A 15085-nucleotide genomic window follows, 5' to 3' on the forward strand; every position below is an offset into this window, starting at 1 on the left:
TCACCGCCTCCCGCTCAGACTTCGATCTTGCCGAGGCGGCGGATGACGAAGAAGCCGACCGTGTAGAGGCCGATCGAGATCAGCACCAGGAGCTGGCCGAGGGGGGAGCCGGTCACCCGGGCCAGGGCGCCGTCGTTCGAGGAGTTGATCAGGAGGAGGGAGCCGAGGCCCAGCAGGGGGACGGTGAAGGCGGTCGCGTTGACCTCGGAGAGCATCGTGCGGACCTCGCGGCGGGTCTCCTTGCGGTCCTCCAGGGTCTGCGTGAGGTTGCGGAGGGAGCTGACCACCGTGCCGCCCGCCTTGTTGGACAGGACGAGGGTGGTGACGAGGACGATCAGTTCGCGGGAGGGCAGCCGTTCGGCCAGCTCGCCGAGGGCGTCGTCGACGGAGCGGCCGAGGGCCAGCTGGTCGGCGACCCGGGCCAGTTCCTCCCCGGCCGGAGCCTCCAGTTCCTCCGCCGCCATCGCCAGGGCCGTGCGCAGGGCGAGGCCGGCGGCGGTGGCGTTGGCGAGGAGCCGGGCGACGTCGGGGAGCTGGTTGATGAACGCCTCGATGCGCTTCTGGCGTTGCCAGTTGAGGAAGATCGCCGCCGCCCACACGCCGATGGCACCCGCGATGGGGCCGAAGAAGGGGGCCAGGGTGGCGGCCGCGATCAGCCACAGGGCGACGACGGCGAGGACGACGTAGGTGGCGAACTCGCCGGCCGTCAGGTCGAGGCCCGTCGTCGTCAGGCGGAGGTGGATCGCCCGGCCGAGGCGGGTGCGGCGCAGTCTGCGGTCGACCGCCGTGAAGCGCCGGACGCGGCCGGACGCCGTACGTGTCGGGCCGCCGCCCCGGCCGCCCGCGAGACGGTCGGCCAGGGCCTGGCGCTGGGCGCGGCCGGAGACGTACGCGTGCGCGCCCGCGACGGCGAGGGTGCCGCACAGGACGGTGGCGCCGAGGGCCAGCAGGGTGGTGTTGTCCAGGTCCAGAGGGGCCTGGGCCAGGGGTGTCCGGGCCAGAGCCGCCAGGGGTGCCTGGAGTGCCTGGGCTGTCGCCATGTTCGGTCCTGCCTCCTCGGGGCTCTCGGGGCTATCCGATGGCCTGGCGGGTGTGGAGCGGGTCGATGGCCTCGGTCACGCCGTACGCGGGGGGCAGCGGCTCGTTGGCCACGTACAGCTTCTCGGCGACGGGGCGCGGTATCGGCAGGTGCTCGAAGCGGCCGTGGACGACCCGGTCGGAGCCGAGGGGGTCCGGGGCGTAGCGGGAGACCGTGGCGATACGGAACTGTTCGCGGCCGTGGGAGACGAGCAGGGCGATCTCGGTGACCTTGCGGGAGCCGTCGGCGAAGCGGGTGAGCTGGACGACCACGTCCACCGCCGAGTTGATCTGGTCCTTCAGGGCCTCGAAGGGGATGAGGACCTCGGACATCGAGCCGAGGGTCTGGAGCCTCATGAGGGCGTCCTCGGCGGAGTTGGCGTGGACCGTGGCGAGGGAGCCGTCGTGGCCGGTGGACATGGCCTGGAGCATGTCGAGGGTCTCGCCGCCGCGGACCTCTCCGACGATGATGCGGTCGGGGCGCATGCGCAGGGAGTTGCGGACCAGGTCGCGGATGGTGATCTGGCCCTTGCCCTCGATGTTGGGGGGTCTCGACTCCAGGCGGATGACGTGCTCCTGCTGGAGCTGGAGTTCCGCGGAGTCCTCGATCGTGATGATGCGTTCGCGTGCGGGGATCAGGCCGGAGAGGGCGTTGAGGAGCGTCGTCTTTCCGGTGCCGGTGCCGCCGCTGACGATCACGTTGAAGCGGGCGCGGACGAAGGCGGCGAGCAGCATCAGCATCTGCTCGTCGAGGGAGCCCAGGTCGATGAGTTCGGGGAGGGTGTACGCGCGGGGGAAGCGGCGGATCGTGAGGGTCGGGCCGGTGAGGGAGAGCGGGGGGATGATCACGTTGACGCGTTCGCCGGTGGGGAGGCGGGCGTCGACCATGGGGTTCGACTCGTCCACGCGGCGGTTGACCGTGGAGACGATGCGTTCGATGGTCTGCATGAGCTGGTCGGTGGAGGCGAAGCGGAGGGGGAGCTGTTCTACGCGGCCTCCTCGTTCCACGAAGATCGAGTCCGGGCCGTTGACCATGATCTCGGTGACGGAGGCATCGGCGAGGAGGGGTTCGAGGACGCCCAGGCCGAGGGCCTCGTCGACGACCCGGCGGATCAGCTGGGAGCGTTCGGCCGAGGAGAGGACCGGGCCCTCTCGGCTGATGATGTGGCCGAGTACGCGTTCGAGGCGGGCGCGGCGGTCGGTGGCGGTGAGGGCCGACATCTCGGCCAGGTCGATCTCTTCGAGGAGCTTGGCGCGGTAGACGGCCACGAGGTGTCCGTCCTCGCGTCCGGTTGCCCCTTCGTCGGGGGTGGCGATACGGGATCGCAGGCTCATCTTCTGGTCAACTCCTCTCGGGGTGGGGGTGGATGGGTGCGGGTGGAAGGTGGGTGCGGTGGGGGTCAGTCGTCGGTGTCGTTGGGCATGGTGGCGCTGCGTTCCACGGGGAGCGGGTCGAAGAGGGGGATCACGGAGGGGACGGTGACGGTGACCGTGGCGGTGGTGGTGTCGGTGCCGGGGGCCACGGCGGGGGCCGGGTTCAGCCATGCGCTGGCTGCGGCGATGCCTGCGGCCTGGCCGGCCCCGGGTTGCAGTGACTCGGCTCTGGCCGCGGCGCGGGCCGCCGAGCCCGCCTGGCTGATGCCGTAGCCGATCAGGCCGAGTTGGATCGCGGCCATGCCTACGAGGAGCAGGATCGGGAGGAATCCGGCGAACTCCAGGATGGAGGAGCCTCGGTCGTTCCAGCGGTGGGTGGGGTGGGTGGGGTGGCCTGGTGTGGGTGGGGGGTTCGCCTGGGGGCGGTGGGTGGGTCGGGGGCGCGCCGGGGGGTGTCCGTCCTCGGAACGGCGCGGAATCGGCTTGCTGGGAGGCGCGGGGTGTTGACGCGCCAACCGCTGCGGGCGGACACCCCCCGGCACACCCCCTTCTCGCCGTACGCGACCGGCCCCACGTTCACCGTCCGGTCCAGGGTTCGCCGTCCGTCCAGGGTTCGCCGTCCGTCCCGGGTTCGCCGTCCGTCCCGGGTTCGCCGTCCGTCCCGGGTTCACCGCCCGGCGTGCATGGGTCGGGCGGGCCGGGGTCGGTCGGGGGGTGGGGTGGGTGCTTCGTGGTTGGGTCATTGGGGGGCTGCCTCCAGGGCCGCGCCCGCTTCGCCGTCCACGGTCCAGCCTGCGTCGAAGCCGGGGAAGAAGAGCGGGACGGTGGCCTGGACCTCGGCTCGCATGACGGTGCCGGCGGGGGCGCAGTCGATGGCGGTGTCGGACCAGGCGTTCGGGAGGTGCTGGGTGCCGGCGCTTTCGCAGGCGGCGGCCACGTCGCCGTCGATCGCGTAGGCGGCGGTGGCGGCTCGGGCGGCCTCGTCGGCGGCGTTGCCGGCGAGGGTGTAGGTGTAGCCGTAGAGGGCGGCCTGCCAGAGGATCGTCATGGTGACCAGGAGCAGGGGGAACATCCCGGCGAATTCGAGGGTCACCGAGCCGCGGTCGCCGCCCTTGCGGCGCAGGACCAGGGCGCGGTCGGAGGTGGACCTGCGGCGGCGGCCGCCGTGACCGTGTTCCGGGGCGGCGACCAGTTCGAGTTCTCCGGCGAGGGCCCAGAGGGCCTGTTTGACGGTCGAGCGGGCGTCGAGGTCCTGGAGGCGGCCCGCGTCGACGACGGACTGGAGTTCCTTGAACGCGGCCGGCACGGCGGCGCGGGCCACCTTCGTGCCGGTGACCTTCTCGACCAGGGAGGGCTGGATCTCCGTGGCGCGGGACAGGCGGTTGACGACCGTCAGGGTCTCCTCCGCCTTGCGGATCTGGAGGCGGTCCCAGAGGCGGACCATGCGTTTGGCGGCGCGGACCGCGATCACGTCCGGGGTGACCAGCAGGAGGGCGTGGTCGGCCATCTCCACGGCCGCCGCCGTGGCCGCGGTCATCTGCGAACCACAGTCGACGATCACCACGTCGTGCCGGGAGCGGAGGGTGGCCACCACCTGGCGGGCCACCCGGTCCGTGACCTCCTCGCCGCGCTCGCCCTCGGCGGGGGCGAGGAGGAGGGCGATGCCGGTGTCGTGGGCGTAGACCGCCTCCTGCAGGACGCGGGGGTTGAGGTCCGTGATGCCGGCCAGGTCGGCGACCGAGCGGCGGAACTGGACGTCCAGGTACGAGGCCACGTCCCCCGACTGGAGGTCGAGGTCGAGGAGGGCGACCGTACGGCCGGACGCGCGGGCGGCGAGCGCGAGCTGGACGGCGGTGACCGTGGCGCCGACTCCGCCCTTGGCGCCGCTGACCGTGACGACGGTGCCGCCGGGGCCGGTGTACAGCTCCGGCGCGGGGCTGCCGAGGTGCCGGCGCATACCGGCCGACCAGGCTGCGGCGGCCTGGACGCGCTCGGCCAGGGACTCGTAGGCGAGGGGCAGGTTGACGATGCCGCGGGCCCCGGAGTCCATGGCGGCGGTGAGGACGCCGGTGCTGGTGTCGGAGGTGACGAGGACGACGCCGACGGCCGGGAAGCGCAGGACGAGATCGCGGACCAGGTCCAACGCCGGTACGGGGCCGATGCGTTCGTGGACGATCACCACTTCGGGGAGTTCGTCCAGCGAGTCGGCGGCCAGCCGCGCCAGGGTGTCCAGCAGGGCCGTGGAGTCGGACACGTGGGGTGCCGGTTCGGCGTCGGCCAGCTGGCCCAGCAGGGTGGTGAGGGCGCGGGCCGAGTCGAGGTCCCCGGCGGCGGGGAGGATGCGGATGGTCATCGGCGGATCCCCGTTCCGTTCGCGGACGTGCGGGGCCCGGCCGCCCCGCACCGGCAGGGTGCGCTCGTTCGCCGTGCCCCCGGGAGCATGCCCACCCTCGGCACTCGCACCCTCGTTCGAGGCGTCACCGTGCGGACGTTCCGGACCGACCTCATCGCGGGGCCTCCTACTTGTCCTCGTCGAGGGTGTACGAACGGTCGTCCGGTACGACGACGGTGGCCTCGCCGCCCCCGACGAGGGCGAGCCGCACGTGCTCGGCGAACGACTCGGCGAACGCGACGCGCTGGGCGTCGGCGGTGTCGAGCGCGAAGGTGATCGGGACGGCCTCGGTGGCCGTGCGCCGGCGGTCGCTGCTGGACTGGCCGGACTCCAGGGGAGTCAGCTTGCCGACGTCGATGACCCGGGCGTCGGTGACCATCAGCTTGGACGTGTCCTTCTTGGAGTCGCTGTCCTTCTCCTCGAAGGTGGCGTAGATGTTGACCCGCGACCCCGGGTTGATCTTCCCGGCCACACCGGTGGAGGCGTCGATCAGGATCGCGATCTCCTGCTGTCCGGCTTCGAGTTCGGGCCGGTCGACGATCATGTCGGACTGGAGCAGGGAGCCCTTGCGCAGCTGGTTGACGGCGATCTTGCCGCGGATCTCGGAGAGATCGGTGACGGCGGTGCCGGACAGCCACCGCTCGGGCATCGAGATCCTCTCGAACTGGTCCGCCGTCAGCTCCTTGTAGGGCGCGATGTCGCCCTTGAGCCGGTACGCGGTCACCTCGGGCCCGACCTTGGCGTTCACGTCACGGATCACCGAGAGCACCCCGGCGAAGGCGGCCAGGGCGCACAGGGCCGAGAGGACCAGCAGGACGACGCCGCGGCGCTGGCGTGAGTTCACTACTTCTCACCTCGTGGGGATGTGCCGGGCAGTCGAGCGGGCCTGCCGTCTGCGCCTGCTCGCGGGCTGTGGAGTTGTCGTACGGCTGTCATGCGGCCCCTCGGGGAAGGGCCGTGCGAGCCTCGTCGGCGGGGGGTTCCGGCTCCCGTAACGGGGCCGCGCAGAACCCGCAGCGGTCGCCGATGAGTTCGAGGCCGCACCAGTGGCACGTCTCGCGGCGTACGGACGACACGAGCTGGTAGAGCACGGAGACGTCCGAGAGCCCGGCGGCGAACTCGACGAGCTTGCCGGTGCCCCACCAGCGCACGGACTCCTCGGGCAGCGGCACCGGCAGGGATCCCTGGACCTGCCACTGCGGGGCGAGCGTCGCGGTGACCCAGTCGGACGGCGGCTGCGGCCCCTGCGCCACGAGCAGCCGGGTGCCGAACTCGGGCCCGGCGAGGGGCTCCTGACCGGCGGCGTCGAGCCGGACGAGCTGGGGCCTGGGGTTGGCGAGGACGGCGAACCGGGCGCCCGGCAGCCAGGACTTGGCGTGCGACTTCAGCGAGACCGGCACCCGGTCCAGCTTGGCGACCGAGCCGAGGAGGGCACCGGAGTAGATGTAGTGCGCGAGGAGGCGTACGGAGGAGGCGAGCACTCCCGGGCTGAAGTCGCACGCGGAGAGCTGCCGCAGCTGCTGGGCGAGCAGGGCGAGGCCGAGCGGGGGCAGGTCCACGCCGAGCAGGGCGATGCGGTCGCTCTCCAGCACGGAACGGACCGTGTGCAGCCGCCGGGTGAGGGCGGACGGGCCGGAGGCCGAGTGCAGGGCGATGACATAGCCGTGCTGCTCGATCAGCGCGTGCATGCCGACCAGGGAGGCTTCGAGGGTCTCCTGCGGCTGGACGGCCGCGGGCGGGGTCTGCCGGTCGAGCGGCGGGAGCACCAGGCCGGAACTGGTGACGGCTATCGCGGTCGGCACGCTGCACACCACCCCGTTCGCTGGGGCGGGGTGGTCGCCCACCGCCTCAGCTGGCCCCTGTGAGCAACGGCGTTCCGCCCGCCGTCCCTCCTGCGTCCTCTTGCATCAGCACCATATCCACGGCATGGCCAGATCAACACCGGATCTTCTTGATCAACTCACCGAAGGTACGGGCCGTATCCACACAGAGTGAGACGCATATGCCTCAACTCGGCAGGGGGTGGCGGCGGTTGAGACCCCTCGTACGGGTGAACGGCGTCCGCGCGGGGAGTATTGACAACTCTATTGGTCTGGACCAGCGTACCGAGCATGTTCAGACACGGAAGACGCATACCCATGCGGACGCGAGCGCGGGGGCGGACACGCCTACGGCCGGGAGCCGTCACCACGGCCCTCGTCACCACCCTCGCCCTCGGTCTCTCGCTCGTCGGCGCCGGACAGGCGTCCGCCGCCGACATCAACAACGTCAGGAACGCCGGATTCGAGTCGGGGCTCAGCGACTGGAACTGTTCGGCGGACAGCGGCGCCACCGCCTCCTCCCCCGTGCACGGGGGCTCGTCCGCGCTGCGGGCGGCCCCGGCCGGGCAGGACAACGCCCGGTGCACCCAGTCCGTGGCCGTGCGGCCCGGCTCGACGTACACGCTCAGCGCCTGGGTGCGCGGCGGGTACGCCTACCTGGGCGCGACCGGCACCGGTACGACCGACGTCTCGACGTGGACACCGGACTCGGCGGCCTGGAGACAGCTGTCGACGACCTTCACCACGGGCGCCTCGACGACCTCGGTGACGGTCTACACGCACGGCTGGTACGGGCAGGCCGCGTACCTCGCCGACGACGTGTCCCTCTTCGGCCCCGACGGCGGCGGGGGCGGCGACCAGCCGCCCACCGTCCCGTCGGTCCCGGCCGGGGTGACGGTGTCGGGCTCGACGTCCTCCTCGGTGTCCCTGACCTGGAACGCGGTCGCGGGCGCCACGGGCTACAACGTCTACCGGGGCAGCACGAAGGTGCAGTCGGCCGAGGGCACTTCGGCGACGGTGACGGGGCTCGCGGCCTCCACCTCGTACACCTTCCAGGTGACGGCGGCGAACTCGGCCGGTGAGTCGGCGCGTTCGGCGACCGTGACCGGGACGACGACGGCGACCCCCGGCGGTGGCACGGGTGTTCCGAAGCACGCCGTGACCGGGTACTGGCAGAACTTCGACAACGGGGCCGCCGTCCAGAAGCTGTCGGACGTGCAGGCGGGATACGACATCATCGCCGTGGCCTTCGCGGACGCCACCGCCACGCCGGGGGCGGTGACCTTCGCCCTGGACTCGGCCGGGCTCGGCGGCTACACCGTCGACCGGTTCAAGGCGGACGTCCGGGCCAAGCAGGCGGCTGGCAAGAAGGTCGTCGTGTCGGTCGGCGGTGAGCGCGGCACGGTGGCGGTGAACGACTCCGCCTCCGCGACGAACTTCGCGAACTCGGTGTACGAGCTGATGGGGACGTACGGCTTCGACGGCGTCGACATCGACCTGGAGAACGGGCTGAACGCGACCTGGATGACCCAGGCGCTGCGCTCACTGTCCGCGAAGGCGGGCCCGTCGCTGGTCATCACGATGGCGCCGCAGACCATCGACATGCAGTCGACGTCGAACGCGTACTTCAGGACCGCGCTGAACATCAAGGACATCCTGACCGTCGTCAACATGCAGTACTACAACAGCGGTTCCATGCTGGGCTGCGACGGCAAGGTCTACAGCCAGGGGTCGGTGGACTTCCTCACCGCCCTCGCCTGCATCCAGCTGGAGAACGGTCTCGCGCCCTCGCAGGTGGGGCTCGGGCTGCCGGCCTCGACGCGGGGCGCGGGCAGCGGGTACGTGGCTCCGGCCGTGGTGAACGACGCCCTCGACTGTCTGACCCGCGCCACGCACTGCGGCTCCTTCAGGCCGCCGCGGACGTACCCCGATCTGCGGGGCGCGATGACCTGGTCGACCAACTGGGACGCCACGGCGGGCAACGCCTGGTCGAACGCGGTGGCTCCGCACGTGCACGGGCTGCCGTAGGCCGCACGGGGTGACCCGCGCCCGGTTGTGGCGCGGGTCACCGGAACCTCTCCCGCCTCACGGAGAGACAGGGGTGTGAGGTGGGAGAGGTGCATACGAGATGAGTGACCCCGAGCGGGCAGGGGCCGAGGCGGAGACCTCGGTCCGGGCACGGATCCGGGCGGGCGACCGGGAGACCTTCGCGGAGGTCTACGACGCGTACGCGCGGGCCGTCTACAACCATGCCTACCGGCTGACCGGCGACTGGTCGACGGCCGAGGAGGTGATGGCGGACACCTTCCTCGACGCCTGGCGCACCCGGCGGCGACTGGAGCCGGACGGCGGCTCGGTGAAGCCGTGGCTGCTGGGCATGGCGACCAACAAGGCCCGCAACGCCAACCGCGGTCTCGGCCGCCGGCTGGCGTTCCTGGCCCGCCGGCCGGCCCCGGCCCCGGTGCCCGACTTCGCCGACGAGACCGCCGGGCGACTGGACGACGCCCGCCGGCTCGCCGCCGTGCGCCAGGTGTACGGCCGGCTGCGGCGCGCGGAGCGGGAGGTGCTGGCGCTGTGCGTGTGGGCCGGCCTCGACTACGGACAGGCGGCCGAGGCGCTGGGCGTGCCCGTGGGGACCGTGCGGTCGCGGCTCTCGCGGGCCCGCGCGCGGCTGGCCCGTCTCACCGACGAGCGGCTGCGGGCGGAGCGCGCGGAGGACCCCGAAGACGCCGGGAAGGCCGGGAACGCCGCATGCACGGAACCGGGGCACGGTCGCGGAGAGGTACGGGGCGAGGCCGTGTTCACGGCCCGTCCGCTCAAGGAGATCCAGGAGGGAACCCGATGAACGAGGTGCCGGCCCGGCTGCTGCCGACCCCGCCCGAACGGGACGTCCCGCCCGATCGCCTTGCTCACCACAAGGACCGTCTGATGCGACTCATCGACGACGACCGGGCCACGGCGCCCGCCGTTCCCGCCCCGCCGGCTCCCCGCTCCCGCCCGCGGCTGCCCCGCCCGGCGCTGTGGCTGCCTGCCGCCGCGCTGGCCCTGGCCGGGGCGCTGACCGCCGGTCTGGTCACGGCCACGGACTCCGGCGACGGTCCGCGGCGCTCCGACGGCGGGAGCGCCGTCGTCCTGCTCGACCGGATCGCCGACGTCGCCGCGCGGACGGAGGTCGCGCCGGTCCGTGACGACCAGCTGGTCTACGTCAAGAGCCTGACGGGCGGGGCGGAGGCCGTGGAGGACGGCCCGTTCAAGCCGGGGAAGCTGCACCGGCGGGAGGTGTGGGTGTCGCAGGAACCGGGCCCGGTGAAGCAGCAGGCCCTGCACTACGAGGACGGTGTCTACTACCCGCTCCGGGAGCTGCTGCCGGCCGGGTCGCCCGGTGTCCCCGCCGGGATCGACCGCCCCACCTACCACTGGCTGGCCTCGCTGCCCACCGACCCCGACGACCTGCTGGCCGAGCTGTACCGCCTGACCAGGACGTGGAAGGGCGAGGAGAAGGCGCAGGCCGTCTTCGACAGGATCGGCTCGCTGCTCGGCACGACGGTCATGCCGGCCAGAACCGCCGCCGCGTTCTACGAGGCCGCCGCGCGGATCCCCGGGGTGACCCGCACCGACGACGCGGTCGACCCCGCCGGACGCCACGGCCTCGGCATCCGCCGGGTCGACGCACGCGCCAAGTGGGCCACGGAGTGGGTCTTCGACCGGGACACCCTCGCGTTCCTCGGCGCACGCAGCCGGCTCACGGCGGACGGCCCGATGGGCGCCGAGGGCACGGTCCTGAGCGAGACCGCCGTCCTGGAGCGGGCCGTCGTCGACGACTACCGGGAGCGGCCGGGTTCGTAGGTCATCCCAGGGGGCGGTAGTGGCCGAGGACCTGGGCCAGGTGGGCGAACCACTGGTGGAGCCGTTCGCGCGGCCTGGCCTCGACCGAGCACTCGAAGAAGGTGCCGTCGACGTGGATCACGGCCACCATGAGGGCCTTGCCGTTGCCGCTCGCCTTGTAGTGGACGCTGCGGATCTCGGGCCAGGGAAAGTCGACGGAGACGCCGTGGTCCTCGAAGGCGACACCGCCGCCGTCGACGACGACGGAGTTGTGCCGGTCGACGGCCATGAACTCCGGCCCCTGGAGCGGCACTTGGCCCGCGGGCTGCTGCTGGGGGTAGGGCTGCCCGTACTGCTGGGGCGGGTGCCCGTACGGCTGCTGCGGCGGGGCGTGGGGCTGGGGCGGGGGCGCGTACGGCTGTGGGGGGCCGGGCGGCGCGGCCGGGGGTGTGTACGGCGGAGGCGGGGGGCCGAAACCCGGCCGGTCCCCCGGCGGCGTCCACGGCTGTGCCGGCGCCGGCGGCCGGTGCCCCTGCTCGGGCTGCTCCATGGCTGTTCGTCCCCCTGCCCCGTGATGATGCTCGTACGGCACCGTATCCCTCATCCGTACGTGAAACATTCCCCGGGGGTCACCGCGTCGAGGTAGGGAGAAGCGGCGGGGAACAGGGCAGCCCTCGGCACGGCGTCAGAAGAAGTCCGCCCACGGCTGGTCACCGATCTGTTTCACGGCCAGGACCAGGAACAGCAGGCCCGCGAGGGCGAGCATCGTGTTGCTGAGGACGCCGTTGCGCCATTCCCTCGGGGTGCGGGAGGAGTTGAGGAGCCACAGGAGGGTGGCGGCGAGGAAGGGCAGGAAGGCCGCGCCGAGGACGCCGTAGAGGATGATCAGGCGGAACGGCTGGCCCTGGAAGAGCAGCACGATGGGCGGGAAGGTCAGCCAGAGCAGGTAGGCGCGGAACGGCCAGGACTTCTCGCGCCGGCCGGAGGCGACCTCCTCGCCCGTCACCGCCTTCTTGCCGCGGAAGCGCTCGACGAAGTCCGCGAACATCAGGCTCACGCCGTGCCAGACACCGATGAGTGAGGTGTACGAGGTGGCGAAGAAGCCGATCAGGAAGAACTTGGCGGTGGCCGTGCCGTACTCGTCGGCCAGGATGTCGCCGAGCTGGACGAGCCCCTTGTCGCCGGAGGCGAGGGCGATGTTCGCGGAGTGCAGCAGTTCGGCGCCGACGAAGAGCATCGAGATCACGAAGATGCCGGTGGTGAGGTAGGCGACCCGGTTGTCGAGCCGCATGATCTTCATCCAGCCGGTGTTCGTCCAGCCCTTGGCGTTGACCCAGTAGCCGTACGCGGCGAGCGTGATCGTGCCGCCGACGCCGCCGATCAGACCGAGGGTGTTGAGGATCGAGTCCTTCTCGTCGGGCAGCACGGGCAGCAGCCCGGCGAAGGCGTCCGCGAGGTTGGGGGTGACCCTGATCGCCAGGTAGACGGTGACGACGAACATGACGCCCACGAGGACGGTCATGACCTTCTCGAAGACCTCGTACTTGTTGAACCAGACGAAGACCAGACCGCTCAGGCCGCACAGGACGGCCCACCACTTGAGGTCCATCACGTCCGGGAACAACGCCTGCAGGGGCAGGGCGCTGGAGGACATCGCGGCCGCGCCGTAGACGAAGCCCCAGATCACGACGTAGACGACGAAGAACCACGTCGTCCAGCGGCCGAGGCTCGCCCAGCCGTCGAAGAGGGTGCGGCCGGTGGACAGGTGCCAGCGGCCGGCCGCCTCGGCGAGGGAGATCTTGACGAGGCAGCCGACGACGGCCGCCCACAGCAGGGTGTAACCGAAGTTGCTGCCCGCGATCAGTGTCGCGACGAGGTCACCGGCGCCGACACCGGTCGCTGCGACGACGATGCCGGGGCCGATGTACTTCCAACTGGATTTGCGGGGTGGGGGGTTGGGGCCGGATGGTGCGGGGGTGTCAGTGGGGTTTCCCGTGGTGTCCGCCATGCAGGTCAAGAAACCCCAAAGCCCCCGCCCGGACAAGAGGGCCTCCCGCCTCCGGAAAACACCCCCCGCAAACCCCACACGATCCCGCCACGTCAGAGCCGCGGACACGCACGCGACCGCGCCCCGTCAGGGGCGCGGGGAACTGCGCGACCAGCCACGACGAACCGGCTGACGAACGACGACCCGCGGCAGCGTACGGCGGCCCCGGCACCCCGAAGCCACCGAAGCCACCGAAGCCACCAGAGCCGCCGAACCCAGCGGAGCGCTACGGCTGTCGCCGACCGCACCCGTCCGCCCCGCAGGTGCCGAGCTCGAACCACACGGTCTTGCCCGGCCCGTCCTGGTGGCAGCCCCAGCGCCCGGCCAGCGCGTCCACCAGGAACATTCCCCTGCCGCTCTCCGATATCTCCGTCGTCGCCCGGCGCACCCGGGGCGGGCGGCCGTCCGTGTCCGACACCTCGCAGCGCAGCACGCCGTGCGCGGCCGACAGCGTCAGCTTCAGCCGGCTCTCCGCGTGCACGAGCGCGTTGGTGACCAGCTCGCTCACCAGCAGCTCCGCCGTGTCGGTCTGGTCGAGCAGTCCCCATCCCTCCAGCTGCCGGCGCACCTGTGCGCGGGCCTGTGCGGCGGCGGTGGGACGGGGGTCGTACTCGACGCTCAAGTGGCCCGCACCCATGGGTGGTTGGGGGTACGAGGCGAAATGGGGGCCGGAATCCGGAAGGAGACCCCCGGAGCGATGCAGCATGCTTCCAGGGTTGCCGCCGTACGTACGCGGCACACGGGGAGGATTACCCGTTTCCGGCCGTGCATATACCTGTTTCCCGCCTGGTTACGTCCACAATCGGGGGATTATGACACCTATTCACCCCTACGCGGTTGTGCGCGGCTTACGCACCCGCCGACCGCCCTCCCGCTCTTGACCTGGTCATGCCAGACCTCCACCATGAGCGCCACACCCGCACGAGGGCCTGCCGGACGCCCCCAGGTCGTCCGCACGGCCCAAGGCACGTCGCAAGGATCCACCCCCCGCTCCACTCCCCACTTCCGGAGACCCCGGAATTCCTGGAGAACCGAGGAGACTTCATGCGACTCCGCATACGCGGCAGGTCGGCCACGCCCGAGGGCACGGGCAGGAGATCGGGCCGCCGCACCGCCGGCCTCGCCACCCTGCTGGCCCTCGCCCTCGCCGCCCCGGTCGCCGCGACGACCACGGACGCGACGGCGACCAGCGCCGAGCGGCCCAGGGCCTCGGCGGACGACATCCGCCAGTACGAGGTCCACATGCACTCGGACAGCAAGTCCCGCACGGCGCTGCAACAGGCCGGCGTGACGGTGGACGACGCCGACGACCACTCGGTCTTCGTCTCCGGACGCGCGGACCAGATCAAGAAGCTCCGGAAGCAGGGCTACGAGATCACCAAGCTCGGCGCGGCGCCGGATCGCTCGAACGGCGAGGATGACGTACGACTGTTCGACTTCCCGTCGGCCGACTCCCGCTACCACAACTACGCGGAGATGACGAACGAGATCAACTCCGTGGTCGCGGCGAACAGTTCGATCGCCAGCCAGCGGGTGATCGGCACGACGTACCAGGGCCGGAACATCGTCGCCATCAAGATCAGCGACAACGTCGGCACGGACGAGGCCGAGCCCGAGGTGCTGTTCACCCATCACCAGCACGCCCGTGAGCACCTCACCGTGGAGATGGCGCTCTACCTGCTCGACGAGCTGACCTCCGACTACGGGACCGACTCCCGGATCACGAACATGGTGAACAACCGCGAGATCTGGATCATCCCGGACGTCAACCCCGACGGCGGCGAGTACGACGTCGCCACGGGCTCGTACCGCTCGTGGCGCAAGAACCGGCAGCCCAACAGCGGCTCGTCGGCCGTCGGCACCGACCTCAACCGCAACTGGAACTACCGCTGGGGCTGCTGCGGCGGCTCGTCCGGGTCGACGTCCTCGGACACCTACCGGGGTGCGGCCGCCGAGTCGGCGCCCGAGGTGAAGGTCGTGGCGAACTTCGTGCGCGGCCGGGTCGTGGGCGGCGTCCAGCAGATCAAGTCCGCGATCGACTTCCACACGTACAGCGAACTGGTGCTGTGGCCGTTCGGGTACACCACCGCCAACACCACGACCGGGATGACTACGGACGACCGCAACGCGTTCGCGACGGTCGGCGGCAAGATGGCCACGAGCAACGGGTACACGCCCGAGCAGTCCAGTGACCTCTACATCACGGACGGGTCGATCGACGACTGGCTGTGGGGCAACCAGAAGATCTTCGCGTACACCTTCGAGATGTATCCGGGGTCGGCCGGAGGCGGCGGGTTCTACCCGCCCGACGAGGTGATCGCCCGCGAGACCTCACGCAACCGTGACGCGGTGCTGCAGCTGCTGGAGAACTCGGACTGCATGTACCGGTCGATCGGCAAGGAGGCGCAGTACTGCTAGGCGCGGACCTCGTCCCGTGAAGGGGAGCCGCGGGACCGCCCAGGTGGCGGGCCCGCGGCTCCTCGTCGTCGTTACGGGGTGCTGTCGACGGAGTCCGCCGACAGGACCTCGTCCCGTGAAGGGGAGCCGCGG

General features: G+C 71.5%; 13 protein-coding genes. 4 read left to right on the forward strand and 9 right to left on the reverse strand.

Translation table 11 applies throughout. From position 1 onward, the window contains the following. Window positions 1-14: 14 nt before the first annotated feature. The 6 genes from SCAB_RS16010 to SCAB_RS16035 all read right to left on the reverse strand — a co-directional run bounded on the left by SCAB_RS16010 (window position 15) and on the right by SCAB_RS16035 (window position 6645). Window positions 15-1040, reverse strand: coding sequence for a type II secretion system F family protein (locus SCAB_RS16010; protein ID WP_013001128.1), 1026 nt, complete (start codon window positions 1038-1040; stop codon window positions 15-17). Window positions 1041-1071: 31 nt separating this feature from the next. Further along, a complete protein-coding gene (locus SCAB_RS16015; RefSeq protein ID WP_013001129.1) occupies window positions 1072-2412 on the reverse strand; it encodes a CpaF family protein in 1341 nt (446 codons plus the stop codon). Between the two features lie 65 nt (window positions 2413-2477). Beyond that, entirely contained in the window at window positions 2478-2798 is a 321-nt protein-coding gene (locus tag SCAB_RS16020; protein ID WP_078580327.1) for a TadE/TadG family type IV pilus assembly protein, read from the reverse strand. A 392-nt stretch (window positions 2799-3190) separates the two neighbouring features. Then, complete coding sequence (locus SCAB_RS16025) at window positions 3191-4804, reverse strand: AAA family ATPase (RefSeq protein ID WP_013001131.1); 1614 nt, start codon at window positions 4802-4804, stop codon at window positions 3191-3193. Between the two features lie 166 nt (window positions 4805-4970). Continuing rightward, window positions 4971-5687, reverse strand: a complete 717-nt coding sequence (gene cpaB / locus SCAB_RS16030; protein ID WP_013001132.1) for a Flp pilus assembly protein CpaB — start codon at window positions 5685-5687, stop codon at window positions 4971-4973. Window positions 5688-5775: 88 nt separating this feature from the next. Beyond that, window positions 5776-6645: a hypothetical protein gene (locus SCAB_RS16035; RefSeq protein WP_231885032.1), complete on the reverse strand. Its 870-nt coding sequence runs from the start codon at window positions 6643-6645 to the stop codon at window positions 5776-5778. A gap of 336 nt (window positions 6646-6981) precedes the next feature. Here SCAB_RS16035 and SCAB_RS16040 point away from each other — a divergent pair, with 336 nt between their 5' ends. The 3 genes from SCAB_RS16040 to SCAB_RS16050 all read left to right on the forward strand — a co-directional run bounded on the left by SCAB_RS16040 (window position 6982) and on the right by SCAB_RS16050 (window position 10509). After that, entirely contained in the window at window positions 6982-8691 is a 1710-nt protein-coding gene (locus SCAB_RS16040; RefSeq protein ID WP_086022866.1) for a chitinase, read from the forward strand. 100 nt (window positions 8692-8791) lie between these two features. Further along, complete coding sequence (locus tag SCAB_RS16045) at window positions 8792-9508, forward strand: RNA polymerase sigma factor (protein WP_013001135.1); 717 nt, start codon at window positions 8792-8794, stop codon at window positions 9506-9508. Next, the gene (locus SCAB_RS16050; protein ID WP_013001136.1) at window positions 9505-10509 is read left to right on the forward strand and encodes a CU044_5270 family protein; all 1005 of its coding nucleotides are present in this window, start codon (window positions 9505-9507) and stop codon (window positions 10507-10509) included. The genes SCAB_RS16045 and SCAB_RS16050 overlap by 4 nt, the downstream gene beginning before the upstream one ends. A gap of 1 nt (window position 10510) precedes the next feature. Here the strand turns inward: SCAB_RS16050 and SCAB_RS16055 are convergent, their stop codons facing one another. The 3 genes from SCAB_RS16055 to SCAB_RS16065 all read right to left on the reverse strand — a co-directional run bounded on the left by SCAB_RS16055 (window position 10511) and on the right by SCAB_RS16065 (window position 13172). Then, window positions 10511-11038: a hypothetical protein gene (locus SCAB_RS16055; protein WP_013001137.1), complete on the reverse strand. Its 528-nt coding sequence runs from the start codon at window positions 11036-11038 to the stop codon at window positions 10511-10513. 135 nt (window positions 11039-11173) lie between these two features. Continuing rightward, a complete protein-coding gene (locus SCAB_RS16060; protein ID WP_013001138.1) occupies window positions 11174-12496 on the reverse strand; it encodes an Nramp family divalent metal transporter in 1323 nt (440 codons plus the stop codon). Window positions 12497-12761: 265 nt separating this feature from the next. Further along, window positions 12762-13172, reverse strand: a complete 411-nt coding sequence (locus SCAB_RS16065) for an ATP-binding protein (RefSeq protein ID WP_037727313.1) — start codon at window positions 13170-13172, stop codon at window positions 12762-12764. Window positions 13173-13579: 407 nt separating this feature from the next. On the opposite strand from SCAB_RS16065, the gene SCAB_RS16070 reads away from it, so the two are divergent. Next, the gene (locus SCAB_RS16070) at window positions 13580-14953 is read left to right on the forward strand and encodes a M14 family metallopeptidase (protein ID WP_013001140.1); all 1374 of its coding nucleotides are present in this window, start codon (window positions 13580-13582) and stop codon (window positions 14951-14953) included. Window positions 14954-15085: the final 132 nt, after the last annotated feature.

Origin of the sequence: Streptomyces scabiei 87.22 (genome assembly GCF_000091305.1) — a bacterium.
GTDB classification, from domain to species: Bacteria; Actinomycetota; Actinomycetes; order Streptomycetales; family Streptomycetaceae; genus Streptomyces; species Streptomyces scabiei.

What these genes read in the sequence shown, in the direction of transcription:
- SCAB_RS16025 (WP_013001131.1), bottom strand. Translation starts at nt 4,804, where the DNA reads ATGACCATCCGCATCCTCCCCGCCGCCGGGGACCTCGACTCGGCCCGC.
- SCAB_RS16045 (WP_013001135.1), top strand. Translation starts at nt 8,792, where the DNA reads ATGAGTGACCCCGAGCGGGCAGGGGCCGAGGCGGAGACCTCGGTCCGG.
- SCAB_RS16010 (WP_013001128.1), bottom strand. Translation starts at nt 1,040, where the DNA reads ATGGCGACAGCCCAGGCACTCCAGGCACCCCTGGCGGCTCTGGCCCGG.
- SCAB_RS16055 (WP_013001137.1), bottom strand. Translation starts at nt 11,038, where the DNA reads ATGGAGCAGCCCGAGCAGGGGCACCGGCCGCCGGCGCCGGCACAGCCG.
- SCAB_RS16015 (WP_013001129.1), bottom strand. Translation starts at nt 2,412, where the DNA reads ATGAGCCTGCGATCCCGTATCGCCACCCCCGACGAAGGGGCAACCGGA.
- SCAB_RS16040 (WP_086022866.1), top strand. Translation starts at nt 6,982, where the DNA reads ATGCGGACGCGAGCGCGGGGGCGGACACGCCTACGGCCGGGAGCCGTC.
- SCAB_RS16060 (WP_013001138.1), bottom strand. Translation starts at nt 12,496, where the DNA reads ATGGCGGACACCACGGGAAACCCCACTGACACCCCCGCACCATCCGGC.
- SCAB_RS16050 (WP_013001136.1), top strand. Translation starts at nt 9,505, where the DNA reads ATGAACGAGGTGCCGGCCCGGCTGCTGCCGACCCCGCCCGAACGGGAC.
- SCAB_RS16070 (WP_013001140.1), top strand. Translation starts at nt 13,580, where the DNA reads ATGCGACTCCGCATACGCGGCAGGTCGGCCACGCCCGAGGGCACGGGC.
- SCAB_RS16065 (WP_037727313.1), bottom strand. Translation starts at nt 13,172, where the DNA reads ATGGGTGCGGGCCACTTGAGCGTCGAGTACGACCCCCGTCCCACCGCC.